Origin of the sequence: Kitasatospora cinereorecta, from assembly GCF_024172095.1 — a bacterium.
Taxonomy (GTDB): Bacteria; Actinomycetota; Actinomycetes; order Streptomycetales; family Streptomycetaceae; genus Kitasatospora; species Kitasatospora cinereorecta.
The window spans coordinates 681,177-702,086 of sequence record NZ_JAMZDX010000006.1; the positions used below are offsets into that span (position 1 = coordinate 681,177).

19 protein-coding genes are annotated in these 20,910 nt (G+C 73.0%); 8 read left to right on the forward strand and 11 right to left on the reverse strand.

Features of this window, described 5'->3' with window-relative positions:
• Positions 1–180 precede the first annotated feature (180 nt).
• Positions 181–1,476, forward strand: a complete 1,296-nt coding sequence (locus FHR36_RS32440; protein WP_253803058.1) for a M18 family aminopeptidase — start codon at positions 181–183, stop codon at positions 1,474–1,476.
• Between the two features lie 79 nt (positions 1,477–1,555).
• On the opposite strand, the gene FHR36_RS32445 is transcribed toward FHR36_RS32440, so the two are convergent.
• The 4 genes from FHR36_RS32445 to FHR36_RS32460 all read right to left on the reverse strand — a co-directional run bounded on the left by FHR36_RS32445 (position 1,556) and on the right by FHR36_RS32460 (position 6,340).
• On the reverse strand, positions 1,556–3,406 hold the full coding sequence (locus tag FHR36_RS32445) for an NHL domain-containing thioredoxin family protein (protein WP_253803060.1): 1,851 nt from the start codon (positions 3,404–3,406) through the stop codon (positions 1,556–1,558).
• 460 nt (positions 3,407–3,866) lie between these two features.
• Positions 3,867–5,405: a recombinase family protein gene (locus FHR36_RS32450; RefSeq protein ID WP_253803062.1), complete on the reverse strand. Its 1,539-nt coding sequence runs from the start codon at positions 5,403–5,405 to the stop codon at positions 3,867–3,869.
• A 140-nt stretch (positions 5,406–5,545) separates the two neighbouring features.
• Positions 5,546–5,812 (reverse strand): hypothetical protein, encoded by a 267-nt coding sequence (locus FHR36_RS32455; protein WP_253803065.1) that lies wholly within the window; start codon positions 5,810–5,812, stop codon positions 5,546–5,548.
• Positions 5,813–5,965: 153 nt separating this feature from the next.
• Positions 5,966–6,340, reverse strand: coding sequence for a helix-turn-helix domain-containing protein (locus tag FHR36_RS32460; protein ID WP_253803067.1), 375 nt, complete (start codon positions 6,338–6,340; stop codon positions 5,966–5,968).
• A gap of 256 nt (positions 6,341–6,596) precedes the next feature.
• Here FHR36_RS32460 and FHR36_RS32465 point away from each other — a divergent pair, with 256 nt between their 5' ends.
• Genes FHR36_RS32465 through FHR36_RS32475 form a run of 3 tightly spaced genes read left to right on the forward strand, consistent with a single transcriptional unit; the run spans position 6,597 to position 9,041 of the window.
• Positions 6,597–6,803 (forward strand): hypothetical protein, encoded by a 207-nt coding sequence (locus FHR36_RS32465; protein ID WP_253803071.1) that lies wholly within the window; start codon positions 6,597–6,599, stop codon positions 6,801–6,803.
• Positions 6,804–6,813: 10 nt separating this feature from the next.
• The gene (locus FHR36_RS32470; RefSeq protein ID WP_253803073.1) at positions 6,814–8,313 is read left to right on the forward strand and encodes a hypothetical protein; all 1,500 of its coding nucleotides are present in this window, start codon (positions 6,814–6,816) and stop codon (positions 8,311–8,313) included.
• The gene (locus tag FHR36_RS32475) at positions 8,310–9,041 is read left to right on the forward strand and encodes a hypothetical protein (protein WP_253803076.1); all 732 of its coding nucleotides are present in this window, start codon (positions 8,310–8,312) and stop codon (positions 9,039–9,041) included. Before FHR36_RS32470 ends, FHR36_RS32475 begins: the two co-directional genes overlap by 4 nt.
• A gap of 101 nt (positions 9,042–9,142) precedes the next feature.
• On the opposite strand, the gene FHR36_RS32480 is transcribed toward FHR36_RS32475, so the two are convergent.
• From FHR36_RS32480 to FHR36_RS32500, 5 genes are read right to left on the reverse strand one after another with little or no spacing between them, the layout of a single operon-like run.
• Entirely contained in the window at positions 9,143–9,691 is a 549-nt protein-coding gene (locus FHR36_RS32480; RefSeq protein ID WP_253803078.1) for a Pycsar system effector family protein, read from the reverse strand.
• Positions 9,688–10,947 carry a hypothetical protein gene (locus tag FHR36_RS32485; protein ID WP_253803079.1) on the reverse strand — a complete coding sequence of 420 codons (1,260 nt, stop codon included), beginning with the start codon at positions 10,945–10,947 and terminating at the stop codon, positions 9,688–9,690. The genes FHR36_RS32480 and FHR36_RS32485 overlap by 4 nt, the downstream gene beginning before the upstream one ends.
• Entirely contained in the window at positions 10,944–13,370 is a 2,427-nt protein-coding gene (locus tag FHR36_RS32490; protein ID WP_253803080.1) for a hypothetical protein, read from the reverse strand. Before FHR36_RS32490 ends, FHR36_RS32485 begins: the two co-directional genes overlap by 4 nt.
• A 5-nt stretch (positions 13,371–13,375) precedes the next feature.
• Positions 13,376–14,074 carry a hypothetical protein gene (locus FHR36_RS32495; protein WP_253803082.1) on the reverse strand — a complete coding sequence of 233 codons (699 nt, stop codon included), beginning with the start codon at positions 14,072–14,074 and terminating at the stop codon, positions 13,376–13,378.
• Between the two features lie 5 nt (positions 14,075–14,079).
• Positions 14,080–14,964, reverse strand: a complete 885-nt coding sequence (locus FHR36_RS32500) for a Crp/Fnr family transcriptional regulator (RefSeq protein ID WP_308199699.1) — start codon at positions 14,962–14,964, stop codon at positions 14,080–14,082.
• Between the two features lie 260 nt (positions 14,965–15,224).
• Here FHR36_RS32500 and FHR36_RS32505 point away from each other — a divergent pair, with 260 nt between their 5' ends.
• Positions 15,225–15,710 (forward strand): LURP-one-related/scramblase family protein, encoded by a 486-nt coding sequence (locus FHR36_RS32505; RefSeq protein ID WP_253803084.1) that lies wholly within the window; start codon positions 15,225–15,227, stop codon positions 15,708–15,710.
• Positions 15,711–15,775: 65 nt separating this feature from the next.
• Positions 15,776–16,198, forward strand: coding sequence for a DUF350 domain-containing protein (locus tag FHR36_RS32510; RefSeq protein WP_253803086.1), 423 nt, complete (start codon positions 15,776–15,778; stop codon positions 16,196–16,198).
• A gap of 32 nt (positions 16,199–16,230) precedes the next feature.
• Here the strand turns inward: FHR36_RS32510 and FHR36_RS32515 are convergent, their stop codons facing one another.
• Positions 16,231–16,824, reverse strand: a complete 594-nt coding sequence (locus FHR36_RS32515; RefSeq protein ID WP_253803088.1) for a GNAT family N-acetyltransferase — start codon at positions 16,822–16,824, stop codon at positions 16,231–16,233.
• 94 nt (positions 16,825–16,918) lie between these two features.
• Positions 16,919–18,202 carry an adenylosuccinate synthase gene (locus tag FHR36_RS32520; RefSeq protein ID WP_253803091.1) on the reverse strand — a complete coding sequence of 428 codons (1,284 nt, stop codon included), beginning with the start codon at positions 18,200–18,202 and terminating at the stop codon, positions 16,919–16,921.
• Positions 18,203–18,328: 126 nt separating this feature from the next.
• Between FHR36_RS32520 and FHR36_RS32525 the strand changes: the two genes are divergently transcribed.
• Entirely contained in the window at positions 18,329–19,141 is an 813-nt protein-coding gene (locus FHR36_RS32525) for an acylglycerol kinase family protein (protein ID WP_253803094.1), read from the forward strand.
• Between the two features lie 162 nt (positions 19,142–19,303).
• On the forward strand, positions 19,304–20,884 hold the full coding sequence (purF, locus tag FHR36_RS32530; protein WP_253803096.1) for an amidophosphoribosyltransferase: 1,581 nt from the start codon (positions 19,304–19,306) through the stop codon (positions 20,882–20,884).
• The last annotated feature ends 26 nt before the right edge of the window (positions 20,885–20,910 follow it).

The following is a 20,910-nucleotide window of genomic DNA, read 5'->3' on the forward strand; positions in this document are numbered from 1 at the left end:
CGCCTGACACACCCTCAACACGCGGGGCCCGGTGCACACCGGGCCCCGCCGTGTGTGACGGCTCTTCACCGTTCTGTCACTGTTCGCGGGATCCCGGTGCCCTGTCCGTGTACGGGCATATGCTCGGGTGCGGAACCGGTCCCCCATCCGGTCGCCGCCGTCCCTCAACTCAGGAGCAACATGTCGACCGCCGCCCGCACGGCCTACTTCGACCGGACGCACACCGACGACCTGATCGCCTTCCTCGGCTCCTCGCCGTCCCCGTACCACGCGGTGGCGAGCGCGGCCGAGCGGCTGGAGAAGGCGGGCTTCCGGAAGGTCCAGGAGACCGACGCCTGGGAAGGTGCGGCCGGGGGGCGCTACCTGATCCGCGGCGGCGCGCTGATCGCCTGGTACGTGCCCGAGGGCGCCACCGCGGCCACCCCGTTCCGCATCGTCGGCACCCACACCGACTCGCCCAACCTCCGGGTCAAGCCGCTCCCCGACACCGGCGCGGCGGGCTGGCGCCAGATCGCCGTCGAGATCTACGGCGGCGTCCCGCTCAACACCTGGCTCGACCGCGACCTCGGCCTCTCCGGCCGCCTCGCCCTGCGCGACGGCAGCGCCCGCCTGGTCCAGATCGACGAGCCGCTGCTGCGCGTCCCGCAGCTCGCCATCCACCTCGACCGCCAGGTCAACGAGGGCCTCAAGCTCGACAAGCAGCGCCACCTGACGCCGATCTGGGGCATCGGCGCCACCACCGAGGGCGCCCTCGTCGAGTACGTCGCCGAGAAGGCCGGCGTCGCGGCCGCCGACATCGCCGGCTGGGACCTGATGACCCACGACGTGCAGCCGCCGTCCTACCTCGGCCGCGACCGCGAGCTGCTCGCCGGTCCCCGCCTGGACAACCAGCTCTCGGTCCACGCCGCCACCGCCGCCCTCGCCGCCCTCGCCGGCGCGGACCTCCCGTACATCCCGGTCCTCGCCGCCTTCGACCACGAGGAGACCGGCAGCGAGTCCGACACCGGCGCGCAGAGCCCGCTGCTCGGCAACGTCCTCGAGCGGAGCATCTACGCACGTGGCGGCAGCCCCGAGGACCGGGCCCGCGCCCTGGCCGGCACCGTCTGCCTCTCCTCCGACATGGGCCACGCCGTCCACCCCAACTACAGCGAGCGGCACGAGCCCGGCCACCACCCGATGCCCAACGGCGGCCCGATCCTCAAGGTCAACGTCAACAACCGCTACGCCACCGACGCGGTCGGCCGGGCCGTCTTCGCCGCCGCCTGCGAGAAGGCCGGCGTGCCGTGGCAGACCTTCGTCTCCAACAACGCCATGCCCTGCGGCACCACCATCGGCCCGATCACCGCGGCCCGGCTCGGCATCACCACGGTGGACTGCGGCATCGCCGCGCTGTCCATGCACTCGGCGCGCGAGCTGTGCGGCGCCGACGACCCGTACCTGCTGGCCAGCGCCATCAAGGCGTTCCTGGAGGGCTGACCGCCGACGGGTTCATCGTCGGCGGGGGCCGGCGGCGCGGGTGGCATGGGGGCCGCCGGCCGGCGGCCCCCGAACGGCCCTACTCCATGCCCGCCAGCACCAGCGGCAGCCGGCTCGCCCCGCCCTCGGTCAGCCGCACCGGCACACCCCAGTCCTGCTGGTGCACATGGCACGCCGGGAACTCGATCTCCGGATCGTCGTCGCAGGACGCCGCCATCGCCGACACGTGCAGCACGCCCTCGGCGACCTCGCCGTTCAGCACCAGCTCACGCGACAGGTCGGTGTCCGCACCCGAACCCGACAGCAGCAGCTCCGGCGGCGTCGAACTGACCAGCAGCCGCGTCGACGGGCCGTACCGCTCGTCCAGCTTCTGACCGGACGGCGCGCTGAACACCACGTCCAGCCGCAGCGGGCCCGGCGCCACCTCGGTGGCCGCGCGCTGGGTGCGGTGCGCCACCGCCTCCACCCGGACCGCCTCCTCCGGCAGCCGCAGCCGGGTCAACCGGTGCCGCGCCGACTCCACCACCACGATGTCCCCGTCCACCAGCACCGCACCCGACGGCTCGCGCAGATCGGTCGCCACCGTGGTCACCTCGCCGCTCGCCGGATCGAACCGGCGCAGCGCGTGGTTGTACGTGTCGCTGACCGCCACCGAACCGTCCGGCAGCACCGTCACCCCCAGCGGGTGCTGCAGCAGCGCCTGCTCGGCGTCGCCGTCCCGGTGCCCGAAGTCGAACAGGCCGGAACCCACCGCGGTGTGCACCGCCATCCCCTCCCGCGACACCCAGCGCAGCGCGGACGTCTCCGAGTCGGCCACCCACAGCCGCTCGCCGTCAGCCGAGACCGCCAGGCCCGACGGCTGCGCGAACCACGCCTCGGCCACCGGACCGTCCACCAGGCCCTCGTTGGTGGTGCCCGCCGCGACCGCCACCGTCCCCGCCACCGGGTCGAACGCCCACAGCTGGTGCACGCCCGCCATCGCGATCCACACCCGGCCGTCGAAGAACGCCACGTCCCACGGCGAGGACAGGTCCACCTCCAGCGCCGGACCCTCCGTCGCCGAACCCTGCCACCACTGCTTCCCCGTGCCGGCCAGCGTGGTCACCGCGCCGTCCGCCAGCCGCACGCCGCGCAGCGCGTGGTTGACCGTGTCCGCCACGATCACGTCGTAGTCCAGCCCCAGCCCGGCCGGGACCAGCGCCAGACCCTGCGGCTCGCTGAACCGCGGCCGCTCGCCGCCCTCCCCGCCGTCCCCGCCGTCCGTGCCGTCGCGGAAGCCGCGCTCCCCGTCACCGATCCGGCGCACCACCGTCTCGCCGTCCTCGGCCAGCTCCACCAGCGAGTGGTGCCCCGAGTCCGCCACCAGGAAGTGCCCGTCCGGCAGCCGCACCGCCTTGCCCGGGAACTTCAGGTCCCCCGCCGTCGGCTCCGGCGGCACGTACGGGCTGTCGCCGCGGCGCAGCGTCCCCTTCGCCGAGTGCTCCGCCTCCAACTCCTCCACCAGCTTCGCGATCGCGTGCGCGTGCCCCTCACCCGCGTGCTGGGCGACCACGTACCCCTCCGGGTCGATCACCACCAGCGTCGGCCACGCCCGCACCGCGTACTGCTTCCACGTCGCCAGCTCCGGATCATCCAGTACCGGGTGGTGCACCTCGTACCGCGCCACCGCGTCCACCACGGCCTGGTGCTCGGCCTCGTGGACGAACTTCGGCGAGTGCACGCCGACGATCACCACGGTGTCGCGGTGCTTCTCCTCCAGCTCCCGGAGTTCGTCCAGGACGTGGAGGCAGTTGATGCAGCAGAACGTCCAGAAGTCTAGTACCAAAATGCGACCTCGGAAGTCTGCCAGGGACAGATCCTTGCCGCCTGTGTTGAGCCATCCACCGGCGCCGACCAGTTCAGGGGCGCGGACACGTGCACGAGAAGCCATGCCGTTATCCAACCTCATCGGGCTGTGGAGACATTCCGGGAGCGGCGTGTTCTGACTCCGGCTGCCAACCCCGCGAGCCCAGACAGCAGCAGATCCAGAGGTCATTCCAGGACACCGAGCTTGCCCAGAACCACAAGGGGTGAGTGCCATGCATCCCGCGGCGGCGCTCAGGTTCGCTGATCTGGGGGCGGACGCCAACACGCTTGGGCTGTTGTGGAGAGTCCACAGCGTCACGACATGGACGCTCAATCGCGCCAAGGGCTGTGCCCTTTCGCCGGTTCGGAGGGACGGCAAAATAGGTGGGTGGAGGCTTGCAGCGGGCCCGGTGGCTGAGGCGGGGTCGAGGCGATCCGGACGGCCGAGGGCGCTGTCGGCGACCCTGCGCCGCCTGTTTGCGCGCGAAGAACCCCGCCCAGCCAAGGAATGCCGGACGGGCCTGTGAGGGGCCACCATGGGGCGGCTATGCGTCCTCGGGCGTCATGTCGGCCCATTCGATGACGCACCGTTCGTGGCCAACGAAGCGCTTGCCCCGTTCGCCACGACTGACGACCACACGGTCAATGGCGAGCTTCAGCCGGTCGCGCTGGCCTGCCACGACGTCGCCTTCCCACGCTTCCCGCAGAGTCTCACCGTCCAACAGTGGGGAGATGTCGACCGCCGGGGTCGGCATTGCTGCCAAGTTGGCGCGCAGGCCGTCGATTCGGCCTCGCAAGCGGCCAGCGAGACGGTTGTACCGCTCGATCGCATCGGCCCCCGAGAATTCGCCGCGCAGGTAGCGAGCGTCTTCCAGGTCGGCCAGACGGGCGCTCTCTTCGCTGATCTCCGCCTCTATCGCGTCCCGCTTCGCGAATACCTCGGGGTCCTGCCGCCGAACCCACCGGGCTGCGATGGCGGACAGGAGCGGGTCTCCCGGTTCCAGCGCCGGAAGACGGCTCAGGAACGCATCGGTCACGTGGCGATCAAGGCTCTCGACTCGTGCTGTGACACCCGAGCATCCCCGCCCCATGCGCTTGTTGGCGCAGACGTAGGAAGTCCCCGACTGGCTCATTGGTGACTTGCACAGGGCGCAGCGGGCAAGACCAGTGAGAAGCGCCGTACCCTGCTTGTGGCCGTGGCGCTTGCCCGCATGCGGGAACGTACGGGACTCCAGTTGCCGGATGATCAGCTCCCGCTCGCCGGGGGTGATGATGCCCTCGCCGATGCCGACCGTGTCCAGCGTCTCGGGGTCGCGGTAGGGCACGACTCGGCTGCCGTACTTGCGCGTTCCGTCCGCCGCCTCCGTGTACTCCGTCTGAGGCATGAGGCCGGCGAACGCCGGGGCGCGGAGCAACTGCATGACGCTGGAAGAGCTCCACTTGCCGCCACGTGGGGACTCGATCTCGTGCTCATTCAGAAAGCGGGCGATGTGCACCAGCGCCTTGCCGCCCAGCGCCTCGTCTGCGATCAGTCGGGCGTAGACGGCGGTGTCCGGGTCGTGCACCAGCTTCTTGGTCTCCGGGTCCACGGCGAGCCCGTAAGGCGGCTGACCGCCGATCCACTGGCCCTTCTGGCGCAGGTACCGCTTTGCGCTGCTCACGCGGGTGCCAATGTTCCGCGACTCCGAGCGGGCAAGCTCGGAGAGCAGGGCAATCGTGACCCGGGCGCTGTCGTTGGCTGTGTCGAGCCCATCCATGACGGAGACGAGACGGCCGCCAACGCGTCCGATGGCGTCCAGTGCGGAGCCGACTTCGCCGATTCCCTTGCGGGAGAGACGATCGAGCTTCCAGACGACCAGGACGCCGACCACGCCGGACGTGACAGCAGTGAGCGCGGCATCGAAGCCCTTGCGACTCACGTCCTTGTACCCGCTGCGTCCCCGGTCGATGTGGACCTTGCGGACGGTCAGCCCGTTGCGCTCCGCCCATGCGCGGCAGTCGGCTTCCTGGCGGTCGATCGCTGTCTTCCCGTCCCTGTCCAGGGATAGGCGAAGGTAGAGGTCAGCGATGGTGTGGTGGTGCACGCGATACACCCTATCTGGAGTTACCTCAATGGTTCAGGACATCCAGAAATCCAAGATTATGATCTTGCCGCGGAAGTCCGCCAGTGCCAGGTCGACGGGTTCATGGTCCTGGCCGCAGGGTGCTCAACCGGTGGGTGCGGTCAGGGGCCGGTGGCGTAGAGGGTGAAGCTTTCGCCGTTGAGTTCGAGGCGGCTGCGGGGGACCGTTTCGCCGTGGCGGAGGGCGGTGAGGCAGCGGGCGAGGCGTTCGGTCTCGCCGGGGGTGAGGACGGCGGCGGCGAGGTCGAGCAGGGTGGTGAGTATGGCGGAGGTGAGGTGCTCGGGCCGGGGGCCGGAGAGCAGGACGACCGGGTGGCCGGTCCGATCGCGGACGACGGCGGTGTTCGAGCCTCCGTGGACGACCAGCACGTCCCCTCCGCAGTGACGAGCGCATCTCCTGTGCCGAAGGCGCGTGCGAACCACGCGTCCCGGTAGGGGACGACGATAGACCCGATCGCCCGGTTTTCATCCCTTTGCGCGGTTCGGCACGGGCGCGTCGCGCTTGCCCGGGGTGGGTGGCCGTCAGTCGGTGTCGGTGGCGCGCTGGAGGAGGGAGTCGACCAGGGCGGCGACGTGCTTGCGGTCGGCCGGGGACAGCTGCTGGAGGCTGGCGATGAGGGTGGCGACCTCGGGGTCGGGCGAGGTGGCGGCGGCGCCTTCGGCGTAGACGTGGATGCCGCAGGACTCGGCGGCCGCGCGGCGTACGACGTCCAGGGGCAGCTGCAGGCCGCGGGCGAGGCGTTCCAGGGTCGCGGGCTGCGGCATGCGGACCAGCTCGGCGGTGGCGAGGTGGTGGACGGTGGACCGGGGCAGGCCGCCGAGGCGGGCGACGTCGCCGTAGGACCAGCCCTGTGCGTCCAGGCGCTGTTTCATCATCTGCTGCAGTGCATCGGCCACGGGGCGGCTGCTTCCTCTGCCGGGCCGGCTCGGGCCCATCCGGGTGATTCATTCTAGGGCGCTCGGTCACCCGGGACGGTGATCACGGGTCCCACCTGGTGATTTGTCACCGTCACGGGTGAAGGCCGCGACACGTGGGCGTGTTCACGCTTGCGATGGATCCGTGCGCCGCCTAGCGTCCAATCTCGTCGGACAGTTCGTCCGGGCATATTGGACGGGCTGGGGTTCACCCGGCCCGCAGAGGAAAGGCACTGCCATGAGCATGGACATCGCCGAGCTCAACGCCGAGACCGTCGAGCTGCTGCCCAGCCGCGAGGCGCTGGGCCGGCTGAAGTTCGTGAAGATCCACGTCAACGTCGCCAACGTCTGGGCGCACAACGAGTCCGCCGCGGCGAACTACGACTCGCCGTGGGCGGTCGCCGAGTCCGAGGCCGGCCAGTCGATCAGCATCCACCAGCGGTAACGGATCCGAGGTGCGGTGGACCGCGCTGCGCCGCCCCGCGCGGCGCGGTCCACCCCCGATCGAGAAGGGCGAGGACCACGTGGACACCGACCCGCAGGCGCCGGCGGCCGGCCGGCCGCTCCCCGTCCCGCGCCTCGACGCCGGACTCCGGCTGTACGGCGAGTACCAGGGCGGCGGATTCACCGAACCCCGCTACCTCGCCCGCCGCGGCGACGGCCAGGTCGTCCAACTGTCGCGGCTGCTCCACCTCGTGGCGAGCTCCATGGACGGCGCCCGGGACACCGAGGCGATCGCCCGCCGGGTGAGCGCACGCTTCGGCCGCGAGGTCTCCGCCGACAACATCCGCCACCTCGTCGAGCACAAGCTCCGACCGATGGGCCTCACCGCCGCCGAGGACGGCGACGACCGGATCCGCGAGGCCCCGCGCCTCGACCCGCTGCTCGCCCTCGCCGCCCGCCGGACCCTGTTGACGGAGCCCCGGGTCGCCCGGATCGCCCGCGCACTGGCCTGGCTCCACCGTCCCCCGGTGGTGGCCGCCGTCCTGCTCGCCGCGCTGGCCCTCGACGTCTGGCTGTTCGGCTCCTACGGGGCGATGGGGCCCGTCCTGCGCGTGCTGGACCGGCCGCTGCTCCTGCTCGCGGTCCTCGGCCTCACCCTCGGCTCGCTCCTGTTCCACGAGTTCGGACACGCCTCCGCCTGCGTGTACGGGGGCGCCGAACCGGGACGCATCGGCTTCGGGCTCTACCTCCTCTGGCCGTCCCTCTACACCGACGTCACCGACGTCTACCGGATCGGCCGGGTCGGCCGGCTGCGCACCGACCTCGGCGGGGTCTACTTCAACGTCGTCTTCATGCTCGGTCTGGGCGGCGCCTACGCCCTCACCGGCCGGCAGGTCTTCCTGGCCGCGATCCTCGTCGCGCACCTGGAGATCCTCGAACAGCTGATGCCGGCCGTCCGCCTCGACGGCTACTACATCCTCGGCGACCTCGCCGGCGTGCCCGACCTCTTCGGCAAGATCAAGCCCATCCTGCTCGGCATGCTGCCAGGACGACCGGTCGGGCCGGAGGTCGCGGACCTCAAACGCTCCGCCAGGGTCGTCGTCACGGGGTGGGTGCTGACCATGGTCCCGCTGCTCCTCGGCGAGCTCGGCTACGTCCTGTGGAACCTGCCGCGGATCCTGCACACCGCGCTGCGGTCGCTCGCCGAGCAGGTCGCCGGCACCGGTGCGGCGTTCGCCGCCGCCCGGATCCCGGACGGGGTCGTCGGTGTCGTCGGGATCCTGATGCTGCTCTGCCCGCTGGCCGGAGGCGCCTACCTCGCGGCCAGGATCGGCCGGCTGCTGATCGCGTCGGCCGTCCGGGCGATGCGCGGAACCGGACGGCGGAGGGCGCCGCGCGCAGCCGTCCGGCCGAAGCCCGCCCCGGCCGCACCGCCCGTCCCTTCCATCCCGTCCGACCTCGCCGACCCCTCCGGCGCCGGCGGTACCGCCCACCCCTGGAGACCCCTGTGAACCACCGTCCGCCGTCCCGCCGCCTGCTCGGCCGGAACACCCAGCGCCTCGGCGTGCTGACCGTCGCCTGTCTGGCCGCGCTCGGCATCGCCGGGCCCGCCGGGGCGGTCCCCGCCTCCTCGCACCCCGGCCGTGACGTCCCGGTGGTCCGGGACCTCGCGCGTACGCATGCCGACCGCACCCGCACCGACCAGTTCCAGAGCAGCTTCGACGTCCGCCAGCTCGGCGCCGTGGTCGGCGCCGCCGTGGACAACCGGGCGCTGGCCGTCTCGGCGGGCTGCCGGCCGGAGCGTCCGTGCCGGTCGGTGGCGCTGTCCTTCCAGATCGTCACCATGGCCGGCGATCAGACGCGGCTGAGCGCCGGCAACACCGGCCGGGCGCTCAACGAGCACTGCGCGGGGTGCCAGACCCTGGCCGTGGCCTACCAGTTCATCGTCGCCGCGCCGCGCCCGTTCACCCTCAGTGCCCAGGCCCAGGCCCAGCTGGCCGCCGTCCACCGCCAGTTGGACGCGCTGAAGAACTCGCGGGAGCCGGTCTCCGTCGTGCACCAGCAGGTCGACGCGCTGGCCGACCAGGTCAAGGCCGTCCTCGATCGGGAGGCGGCGGCCGCCGCGAAAGGGCCTGCGCTCGCGCCGCTCGGTGCGGTCCGGCCGACGGTGACCACCCACCACCAGTCCGACCAGGCCGAGCAGCCTGACAGCGGCGGACAGCCCGACCGGACCGGCTGAGCCGGCCCGCCCCGAGAAGCCTCCCCCGCCCGCCGAAGGTCCGGACGGCACGCACCGGACCAGGCGGCGGGCGGGGGAGCCGTCGGTGAGCCGTGGGTGGTTCAGGTGGTGAGGACCGCGGTGAGGGCGGCGAGGATCGCGGTGCCGAAGAAGGCGGCGCCCAGCAGGACGCAGCGGTGCTTGGTCCGGGCGATGCGGCTGGTGGTGCGCAGCGCGTCGAGGAGCGGGGGCAGCGGGTCGCGGGCCATGAGCGTGAGGGCCTGGCGCAGCGCGGCGGTGTCGCGATCCGCGCGGGCGATGTCGCCGAAGTAGGTGAGCGGCCGGCCGGGCTGCCACCGGCTGCGCAGCGGCCGGGGGGCCACCACGGCGAGGAGCAGCAGCAGGGAGAGCACCCAGCTGCAGGCGCCCGCCCACCAGAGGAGGCGGGCGGCGACGGGCAGCGCGTCCGGGGTCCACTGCCGTCCGGCGAGGACGGCGATCAGCGCCGCGCCGGTCGCACCGACGGCGCCGAGCAGGATCGCGGCCTTGCCGTCGGCGCGGGCGATCTCCTCGCGGACGCCGACGAGCAGGGCACGGGCCTGCTCGAGGCACTCCGAGGTGGCCCGGTCGTACTCCTCCGCAGCCGGGTCGTGCCGCGCCGCCGCGGTCATGGCCGGTACCCGTGGGGCGGGGTGGTCGGCGGGTGGCCGGGCGGCGGCGGGGGCGCGGAGGGCATCGGGGGGATGTGCGAGGGGAGGGCGGCGGTGTGTCCGGGGGCCAGCCGCATGATCTGCTGGAGGTGCTCCAGGGCGCCGTCCAGCGGGGTCTCGAACTCGTGCGGCTGGATGTGGCCCCGCTCGATCATCTGCCGGAGCACATCCGCCCGCAGGGCCGCCTCACTGCGCTCGCGTTCGTTCATCGCGCCGATCACCGCGGCCGCCTCGCCCGGGTGCTCGGCGAGCTGGAGGGCCAGCCGGGCCACGTCGCCGGTCTCCAGGTACCCGGCGTAGAAGGAGGCCGCGGCGGCGGTCAGCTGCTGCCGGTGGATCTGCTTCAGCCGGTCCAGTTCGTGGTCGCCGACGGTGGTGGTGAGCGCCCGGCGCTGCTCGCGCAGGCGGGCCAGGTAGGCGGTGGACTGCTGGTCGAGCGAGAGCCGGACCAGGGCGGTGGTCTGCAGGCCGAGTTCGCCGCCGATCGGGGCGGCCGCGAGGTCCTTGTTGACGGCCTCCTCCGCGTCCGCGCTGCTCTCGATGTCGAAGCGCCGGGTGACCGCGCGCAGCCGGGAGAGCAGCAGCGGTTCGACGGCGGCCCGCACGTCGCTCAGCCGCTGCCGGACCACCTGGATCGGGTCGACCACCTGCCAGGTCAGGTCGACCACGGCGGTGAAGTGCAGCGCGTCGCCCTCGCTGGGCACCGAGTGGTGCACCTGCATGGGGTGGCGGCCCATGTCGACCTCGTAGTAGCTGCGGTAGACGCGCCAGACCGGCTCGTTGTTGCGCTGGTCGCGGGCGGAGCCGTTGGGGATCAGCTCGCCGGACGGCGCCACGTAGAGGATCACGGTGGCGGCGGCGCCGGTCGGCCGGCGGATCAGGTTGTCCAGCCGGCTGAGCGGGCGCGGGCCGATGATCGGATTGTTCGCGGTCATGAACGCGGGCGGCGCGCCCGGGGGCGCCGCCGGGCCCGGACCGCCGGCGAAGATGTCCCGCAGGAACTGCTGGGCACCCTGCCAGGGCTGCGGCGGCCCCTGCGGGTACGGCGGCTGCTGCGGGTGCGGCTGCCAGCCCTGCGGCGGGTACGGCGGCTGCGGCTGGTACGGCTGCGGGGCCGGGTACGGGTGCTGCGCCTGGTACGGCGGGGGCGGCGGCTGGTGCGGGGGCGGGCCGTACGGCTCGGGGCCGGGCTGCGGGTCCCACGGCTGGTGCGTCATCCTCGCGTCCTCTCTGTGTCGCGCGGTTCGCCGGGAACGGCGGGCGGCGCGGGCGTGGTGCCCGGGTACGGGGTGGCGTCGGCCCCGGGGCGGTGGGGCCCCGGACGGCCGGCTCCGGTGGACGGGCCCGGCGCGTACGCGGTGCCCAGGTGGGCGCTGCCCGCGTACGACGGGTGCGGGCTCCCGGCCGTCCCCGGCCCGGCGGCCGGCCCGGCGAGAGCGGCGCGCAGCTCGGCCAGCGCCGCGGCGGACAGCCCGCCGGTGCGCGCGACCTGCCGGAGCAGGTGGTCGAGCCGGGCGCGGTCGCGCTCGGTCAGGACCAGCGAGGGCAGGAAGGCGGCCAGCGCGGGGACCAGACCGTGCCGCTGCTCCGCCCCGGCGATCCAGCCGGCGAGCGCCTCGGCCGCGGCCGCACCGAACGGGGCGGAGCCGAGCGCGGTGCGCCACAGCGTCCGGACGGCCGCCGCGGTCTCGGCGCGCTCCGAGGGCTCCCCGGTCTGCCCGGTCTCCCCCGCCGTGGCGGACCCGGCGGACCCGGCGGCGGCTCCGGTCCGCAGCGCGATCCGCAGCAGCCGGGGCCACGGGTCGGACTCGCCGTCGCCGTCGTCCCATCCGCCGGCGGCCTGCAGGAACGCCCGGTGACAGGCCTCCCGGAGTTCCGGGGACGGGTCCTGCGACCAGCGGACCAGCGCGGCCAGCACCGGTCCGGGCCGGCCGCCCAGCACCAGGGCGCCGAGCGTGTCGAGGACGACGTCCATCAGCTGCTCGCGGGAGGCGTCCCGGACGATCCGTTCGAGGTCCTGCAGCGCCGAGTCCGGGTGGTCGACGCCGAAGGTGGCGTACGCGCGGGCGGCCGTCCAGCGGAGGGCCACGTCCTCGTCGCCGCTCCAGTCCCGCAGCATCCGCTGGACCAGCGGGAGCAGTCCCGCCTCGGAGGCGACCTGAAGCGCCCAGGCGGCGAGCTGGCGCAGCCGCAGCCCGCTGCTGGACGCCCAGGGCTCGACGAACGTCCCGAAGCCGCTGTAGAAGTCGACCGAGGTGAGCAGCCCGGCGGCCACCGCCGCGCGGACCCGGTGCAGGACGGCGTCGGACCGGGCGAGGCCGTGCAGCCAGTCGGCGACCGGCTCGCGCGCCGCCGGGTGCTCCTGCCACAGGTGCCGCAGCGCCTGGAAACCCGCGCCGGGGTCGCGGAAGGAGACGGACGAGGTCGGCACCCGGCCCCAGTCGTTCTCGTGGAAGCTGCGCTCCTCGACGGCGTGGACGAGTTCCAGCAGCCGGGACCTGGCGCGGTCGAACCGGGTCAGGCCGAGGTGGTGCTCGGGATCCTCGGCCTGCCGCAGGACCAGGGTGAGCGCGTCGGACTCGGCCGTGACCTGCTGGTAGGAGGCGCCCTCGAAGACGGCCAGGGCCAGCAGGAACGCCTTGTCGCGCAGCTCGCGGGCCGGGTCGTCCAGGACCTCGGCGACCCGGCCGGCGGCGGAGCTGGCCACGAAGTCGTCGAGGAGGTCCGCGGCGACCTCGCCGTCCAGGTGGCCGACCAGCAGGGCGGCGAAGTCGCGCAACTCGGCCGGGCCGTGCCGGCCGGCCAGCAACTCGCCGGTCTGCGGCAGGTCGAGCAGCCGCTCGGCGTCGCCGCCGTCGGGCTCGCGCAGGGCGGCGATCAGTGCCCGGCGCAGGTGGGCGCGGAGCACCCGGCCGGCGTCGGCCGGCCGCCAGGCCAGCGGGCGGATCCCGGTGACGGCCGCCTGCGGGTCCAGGACGATCACCAGGTGGCTGCCGTGCGCGGCGAGGCGCTCGCCGAGAACGGCGATCCGGGCGGCCCGCAGCGGGTCGGAGGCCCGGGTGACGGGCTCGGTCAGCAGGTAGCCGCCGGGGGCGGTGGCCTCCTCGGGGAAGCGGGCCAGGTCGGTACCGGGGTCGAGCCGGAACACCTGCCGCCCGCAGGCCGCGTCCAGCAGGCGCAGTGCGGCGGCCTTGCGGCCGGTCCGGGGCGCGCCCTGCAGCAGCAGGACGCGCCGCCGGGCGAGTTCCGCCCCGGCCTCGTCGTGGACGGGACCGCCGACGTACACCTCGTCCAGGGCGCGCAGCTCGTCCGGGCTCACCCGGCCGGGCCGGTAGCCGGCGGCCTCGTCCGCGCGGTGGTAGTGCACGTGCTTGCTGCCGGCGACCTGGTCGCCGCCCACCGAGTCGGCGTACAGGCGGCGTTCGCCGGCCTCGGCCTGCCTGGCGCCGCCCAGCCGGTAGAGCAGGTCGGGGCTGTCCGGTCGGTCCTCGGGGGCGGGCGGGGCGGCGGGGGCCGCGGGCTGCTCGGCGGGCTGCGCCTCGGCCTCGGCCGCGCCCGCCTGCTCGGCCGCCGGCGCGGCGGGCTTCTCCTGACCGGGCCGGCCCTGGACGTGCACCCGGGGCTGTGCTTGGGCGTCCACGGCGGTCAGACCGTCCCCTGCACGTACTTGTTCCCGGCGATCTGGTCGCCGAGCACCACACCGGTGTGGAAGACGACCCCGCCGGTGGGCGCGGTGGCCTGCGGCGCCCCGGCGGCGGCGGGGGCGGCCGGGCCGGGGCCGGCCGGGCCGTTCACCCAGAGCGGCAGGACGCCCTCCTTCGCCGTGAACTCGGTGCGCCGGAAGGACTCCGGCGGGATGCCCGGGTAGCCGTGCCGCACCGTCCCCCGGTGGACGAAGTCGGAGACGCCGACCACGACCGGCCCGTCGCTCGCGCGGAGGGCGGCGCGCAGCGGTTCGGCATCCAGCATCCGGAAGGCGGCGTCCAGGTCGGCGCCGCTCTCGCCCTCGGGGTCGCGGCTCACCTCGCCGCCGTGCAGGACGACCCGCAGCCGCACCCGGGTGCCGGGGCCGGCCAGCCGGTTGCGGGACGTCAGGTCGTCGGCCAGGTCGCGCAGGACGGCCCGCAGCAGCCGGGGCCGGGGCACCGCGGGGTCGATCAGCAGCATGACGCCGTCGCCGCGGTCGGCGGTGCGGTACTGGGTGCGCTCGGCCCCGGCGGCGCGCAGGGCGGCGTGGACGACCTCGTACATGGTGCGCCGGATGACGGGTTTCTCCAGATCGTCGCGGAGCCCGGATCCCTCGATGTCGGTCAGCAGGATGGTCTGGTGGAGCGGGTCACTCACGGCGTCTACTCCAGGCCGGTCGGATCGGTCGGATCGGGCAGGGCGGTCTGATCGGGCAGGGCGGGGGGATCGGTCGGGGCGGGCGGCTTTGCGGGGCGCCCGGAGCGAAGCCCCCCGTTCCTCGCTCCGGTCGCGTCGCCCATGCTCCTGCGCTCGGCGCCGCCGCGCGGTGACGCGGGACGCGGAGCGTCTGTGACCGAGTGCACGGAGCCCGCGATCCGGCGCAGCACCTCGGGGCGCCGGACCACCACCCGGCGGCGGTCGGTGGTGACCACGCCGCGGTCCCGCAACTCCTTCAGGACCCGGGCGACGGCCTCGCGGGAGGCGCCGACGGAGCCGGCGAGTTCGCGCTGGGAGAGGCCGATGGCGATGGCGATCCCGTCGGTCTGTTCGGTCCCGTGCTGTTCGACCAGGTCGAGCAGCAGGCGGGCCAGCCGTTCGGGGACGGTGTGGGCGGCCGCCTCCAGTCGCTTGCGGTCGGCGATCCGCAGGCGGTCGGCGAGGACGGCGACCAGGGCGAGCGCCGCCCCGGGGGTCCGTTCCAGGAAGGCCCGGAAGTCGGCGGACCGGACGGCCAGCAGCCGGGCGGAGCTCATGGTCGACACCCGGGCCGAGCGGGTCTGGCCGTCGATCGCGGCCAGTTCGCCGACCACGTCGCCCGGGCCGCGCAGCGCGAGCAGGCCCTCGTGGCCGTTGGCGGAGGAGGCGGTCACCCGCAGCCAGCCGTCCAGGACCAGCAGGACGTGGGTCGACGGCTCGCCCTCGTGCAGCACCACGGTGTCGGCGCCGACCGACTGCGGCAGTCCGAGGGAGCGCAGCTCGTGGCGGGCCGGCTCGTCCAGGCGAGCCAGGAAGGGGACGCGGTCCCCGAGGCCGACCTGCGTGGCCAACAGTCCTCCCGGGTGCCGCCCGGACACGGCGATGCTTCCTCTGCGAATGGGTTCTGACGCTATCTCACATCGCTTCCGCTGTTCGGTGAATGGGCACATCCGCCCGGCACCCGCGCTCCGGCCGCGGCGCGGCGGCGCCGAGGCCGCCGGGGAGGCGGCCGGAGCGGCCGCAGAACACGGGGGCCGGTGATGCCCGGGCGGCGGCGGCCGGGTGGCACGATGGGCGCCGGCAGGACGGCAACTGACGGAGGAGAGCACCCGTGAAGTACGTGGTCAAGGAGAAGCTGTTCGCGGTCGGCGACGACTACTGGATCGAGGACGGTGACGGCGAGAAGGCGTTCCTGGTCGACGGCAAGGTGCTGCGGCTGCGTGACACCTTCGAGCTGAAGGACGTCAACGACGAGGTCGTCGCGGTCATCAAGGAGAAGGTGCTGACCGTCCGCGACGCGATGAAGATCGAGAACGCCGACGGGGACGTGGTGGCCACCGTCCGCAAGAAGCTCTTCACCCCCTTCCACGACAAGTACCACGTGGAGCTGGAGGCCGGCGGCGAGCTCGAGGTGCACGGCGACCTGATCGACAAGGAGTACAAGATCGAGTCGGACGGCCGCCGGGTCGCCGAGGTCTCCCGCAAGTGGTTCCGGATCCGCGACACCTACGGCGTGGAGATCGAGGAGGGTGCCGACGTCCCGCTGATGCTGGCCGTCGCGGTCTGCCTGGACCGCCTGGTCGAGCACAACGACTGACCGGTGCCCCGGGTGCGGTGGTGCGCTATCCTCCGTCGGTCCTGAGAGCGACGGAGGGGCCGGAAATGCGTGACATCGTCCACCAGCTCGGAGAGGCCGCCGGATACGGGGCGGTCGGTCTGGTGCTGCTGCTGCTCGGGGTCGGCCTGGTCGACGTGCTGACCCCGGGGAAGCTCGGCCACCAGATCTGGGTGGAGCGCAACCGGAACGCCGCCGTGGTGCTGTGCTCCGCGCTGGTGGCGATCGGCGGCATCGTGTTCACCGCGATCATCTCCACCTACCAGGAGTTCGCCAAGGGCCTGGCGGCGGCCGCGGTGTTCGGGCTGTTCGGCCTGGTGCTGCTGGCCCTCGCGTTCTGGGCGATCGACGTCTTCACGCCGGGCAAGCTGGGTGCGGTGCTGGTGGACCCGGAACCGCACCCCGCGGTCTGGGTCACCGCCAGCACCAACCTGGCGGTCGCCGCGATCGTCTCCGCCGCCATCTACTGACCGGCTCGCGGGTCGCCCGGCCCGCGAGTCGCTCAGCCCGCCGCCAGGCGCTCGGTCAGCCGGGCCTTGGCCGCGGGCCACTCCTCGCCCAGCATCGAGAAGTACACACTGTCCCGCCAGCTGCCGTCGGGCCGCTGCTTGGACCGGCGGAAGGTGCCCTCGTAGGTGGCGCCGAGCCGCCGGATCGCGTTCTGCGAGCGTTCGTTGAGGTGGTCCGTCTTCCAGTAGATCCGGCCCATGCCGAGGTCCTCGAAGGCGTGGGTGAGCAGCAGCAGCTTGGACTCGGTGTTGACGGCGCTGCGCCAGGCCGAGCGGGCGTACCAGGTGCCGCCGATCTCCACCTGCTCCTCCGCCGCGTCGGCGTCGAAGTAGCAGGTCACGCCGATGGCCCGGCCCGAGCCGAGGTCGACCACCGCGAACGGCGTGCACTCCCGGTCGGCGAGCCGCGCGTCGACGGTGTCCGCCATCTCCTCCGGTGTGCGCGGCACCGGGACCGGCACCCAGCGCCACACCTCCTCGTCGCCGCCGCCGGCCGTGAACAGGTCGCGGGTGTGGGCGCGGGTGAGCGGCTCCAGCCGGACGTGGCGGCCGGTCAGGGTGATCGGGGCAGGCAGTTTCGCGGTCATGGCACGCCAACGTAGCCCCACTTTGCACTAGGCGCAATGTATATCTGCACTAGTGCAAAGTGGGGCTCGGTCGTGACCGGACTCCTGCAGGCTCCTACAGGAAGGAGTTGATCTGGATGGTCTCGTCGCGGCCGGGGCCGACGCCGATCGCCGAGATCGGGGCGCCCGACATCTCCTCCAGCGCCTTCACGTAGGCCTGCGCGTTCTTCGGCAGGTCGGCGAAGGTCTTGGCCTTGGAGATGTCCTCGCTCCAGCCGGGGAGGGTCTCGTAGACCGGCTTCGCGTGGTGGAAGTCCGACTGGTTGTACGGGAGCTCCTCGACCCGGCGGCCGTCGATCTCGTACGCCACGCAGACCGGGATCTGCTCCCAGCCGGTCAGCACGTCCAGCTTGGTGAGGAAGAAGTCGGTCAGGCCGTTCACCCGGGTCGCGTAGCGGGCGATCACCGCGTCGAACCAGCCGCAGCGGCGGTCACGGCCGGTGGTCACACCGCGCTCGCCGCCGATCCGGCGCAGCGCGTCGCCGTCGGCGTCCAGCAGCTCGGTCGGGAACGGGCCCGAGCCGACGCGGGTGGTGTACGCCTTCAGGATGCCGATGACCCGGTCGATCTTGGTCGGGCCGATGCCGGAGCCGGTGCAGGCGCCGCCGGAGGTCGGGTTGGACGAGGTCACGAAGGGGTACGTGCCGTGGTCCACGTCCAGCAGGGTGCCCTGGCCGCCCTCCAGCAGGACGACCTTGTTCGCCTTCAGCGCCTCGTCCAGCACCAGGGTGGTGTCGGCCAGGAAGGGCTTGATCTTGTCGGCGTAGCCGAGGTACTCCTCGAGCACCAGCTCGGCCGGGATGGCGCGGCGGTTGTAGAGCTTGACCAGGATCTGGTTCTTGTCGTGCAGCGCCGCCTCGATCTTCTGGCGGAGGATCGATTCGTCGAACAGGTCCTGCACCCGGATGCCCACGCGGTTGATCTTGTCCGCGTAGGTCGGGCCGATGCCGCGGCCGGTGGTGCCGATCCGGCGCTTGCCGAGGAAGCGCTCGGTGACCTTGTCCAGCGTGCGGTGGTACGGGGTGATCAGGTGGGCGTTGCCCGAGACCAGCAGCTTCGAGGTGTCGATGCCGCGCTCGTTCAGCCCGCTCAGCTCGGAGAGCAGCACACCCGGGTCGATGACCACGCCGTTGCCGATGACCGGAACGACATTGGGGCTGAGGATTCCGGAAGGGAGCAGGTGCAGGGCATACTTCTGGTCGCCGATGACCACCGTGTGACCGGCGTTGTTGCCGCCCTGGTAGCGGACGACGTAGTCGACGGAGCCGCCGAGGAGGTCGGTGGCCTTCCCCTTGCCCTCGTCTCCCCACTGAGCACCAACGAGCACGAGTGCCGGCACAGGCGTACACCCCTTCCGGTTGGGGCATCCTGCGTAGGCCGCAGTCTGACCCGAGATAGACGAAGCCCCTGGCGCAATAGCGCAAGGGGCTCTTGCACCGAGAGATTACCTGAGGAAGGACCGGTCGTGTCGTCGCTGTCCACGCCCGCATCCCACCCCCTGGACCCCGACGCCCCCGGGCCGCTGCTGGTCCTCCTCGACCCGGTGGCGAAGCAGGCCGACGGCGAGTCGATGCGGATCGCCAAGGACGTGCTGTGCGGCGGCGCGGACTGCAAGGTGGCGCTGCCCGAGTCGCCGTCCGAACTCGACCGGGTGCTGTCCCATCGTGGGCGGCGCCGACCGGTGGTGATCGGATCCGATCAGGCCGTTCAGCGGGTGCTCCAGGCGTTGCACCGCCAGCGCGAGTTGGGCGCGGACCCGGTCGGGGTGGTCCCGGTCGGGCGGCCCGCGGCCACCGGTTCGGTGCGCGCGCTGGGGGTGCCGGCCGAGCCGGTGGCGGCGGCCCGCGCGGTGCTCGGCGGCGCCCCGCGCAAGCTCGACCTGCTGGTGGACGACGGCGGCGGGGTGGTGCTCGGCGAGGTCCGCTTCACCGGACCCCGGCTGGGCCGTCCGGGTGGCTGGCGTTCGCTATGGGCGAAATTGGCTGCGGCCGAGCAGGCGAAGGGTCCCGCGGTGGAGGAACTGCGGATCGAGGCCGACGGCCGGCTGCTGGCCGACATCCACCAGGAGGTGGGCCGCCTGCGGGTGGGGATGGCCGACGGGGTGATGGAGCTGTCGCTGCGGCTCGACGGCCGGCACCAGCTGCACCGGGTCGCCACCCTCTCGGTCACCGGCCGGGCCTTCGGGTACGAAGCGGACGGCGTGCCGCTCGGGCCGGTCCGCCAGCGGACCTGGACGGTGCACGCCGGGTCCTGGGCGCTGCTGCTGCCGTCCGGGTGAGCAGGCTCACGTTTCCGGTGCCCGTCCACTGTGCGAAGCGCCTGCGACAAGGGCGTGAAGTGGGTGGCGAGTTGGACGAAAGTGCGGTAAGGGGCTGGGTCTACGCGCGTCCGTCGGCCGCCCTTTCGGGACGGCCCGGCGACCTGCCCTAGACTCGAAGACGTGCCACGTGGTGACGGACGACTCAACCACGATCTCCTTCCCGGCGAGAAGGGCCCCCAGGACGCTTGCGGCGTCTTCGGTGTCTGGGCTCCCGGCGAGGAGGTCGCCAAGCTCACGTACTTCGGCCTCTATGCCCTGCAGCACCGCGGACAGGAATCCGCGGGCATCGCAGTGAGCAACGGCTCCCAGATTCTCGTCTTCAAGGACATGGGCCTCGTGTCCCAGGTCTTCGACGAGACCTCCCTGGGGTCGTTGCACGGGCATATCGCCGTCGGACATGCCCGCTATTCGACGACAGGCTCGTCGGTCTGGGAGAACGCCCAACCGACCTTCCGGGCGACCGCACACGGTTCGCTGGCCCTCGGCCACAACGGAAACCTGGTCAACACCGCCGAACTGGCGGCGATGGTCGCCGAGCTGCCCGGCGAGGAGCACGTCTCCCGCTCCGGCCGCTCGGCAGCGACCAACGACACCGACCTGGTGACCGCCCTGCTGGCCGGCCACCCGGACCTGTCCATCGAGGAGACCGCCCGGCAGATCCTGCCGAGGGTCCGCGGCGCCTTCTCGCTCGTCTTCATGGACGAGCACACCCTCTACGCGGCCCGCGACCCGCAGGGCATCCGCCCGCTGGTGCTGGGCCGGCTCGAGCGCGGCTGGGTGGTCGCCTCCGAGACGGCGGCGCTCGACATCTGCGGCGCCTCCTTCATCCGCGAGGTCGAGCCCGGCGAGCTCATCGCCATCGACGAGAACGGCCTGCGCACCTCGCGCTTCGCCGAGGCCAAGCCCAAGGGCTGCGTCTTCGAGTACGTCTACCTGGCGCGCCCGGACACCACCATCGCCGGCCGGAACGTGCACCTCTCCCGGGTGGAGATGGGCCGCCGGCTCGCCAAGGAGGCCCCGGTCGAGGCCGACCTGGTGATAGCGACTCCGGAGTCCGGCACCCCGGCCGCCATCGGCTACGCCGAGGCCAGCGGCATCCCGTACGGCTCCGGCCTGGTGAAGAACGCCTACGTCGGCCGCACCTTCATCCAGCCCAGCCAGACCATCCGCCAGCTCGGCATCCGGCTCAAGCTGAACCCGCTGAAGGAGGTCATCGCCGGCAAGCGGCTGGTGGTCGTGGACGACTCGATCGTCCGCGGCAACACCCAGCGGGCGCTGGTGAAGATGCTCCGCGAGGCCGGCGCCGCCGAGGTCCACATCCGGATCTCCTCCCCGCCGGTCAAGTGGCCCTGCTTCTTCGGCATCGACTTCGCCACCCGCGCGGAGCTGATCGCCAACGGCATGACCATCGAGGAGATCGGCCGCACCCTCGGGGCCGACTCGCTCGCGTACATCTCGCTCGACGGCATGATCGAGGCCACCGCGCAGCCCAAGGACCGGCTCTGCCGGGCCTGCTTCGACGGCGAGTACCCGATGGAGCTGCCGGACCCGGCGCTGCTCGGCAAGCTGCTGCTGGAGGCCGAGATCGCGGGCAGCCAGGCCAAGCCCGCCGTCCGCGGCGGCAAGCCGACCAGCGACCTGGACGGCGTCCAGTCCCTGTTCGGCGGCGCGGGCGCGGCGGATGCACTCCGCCGGCCGTAACCATGCAACACGTTGGGGGCGCGAGG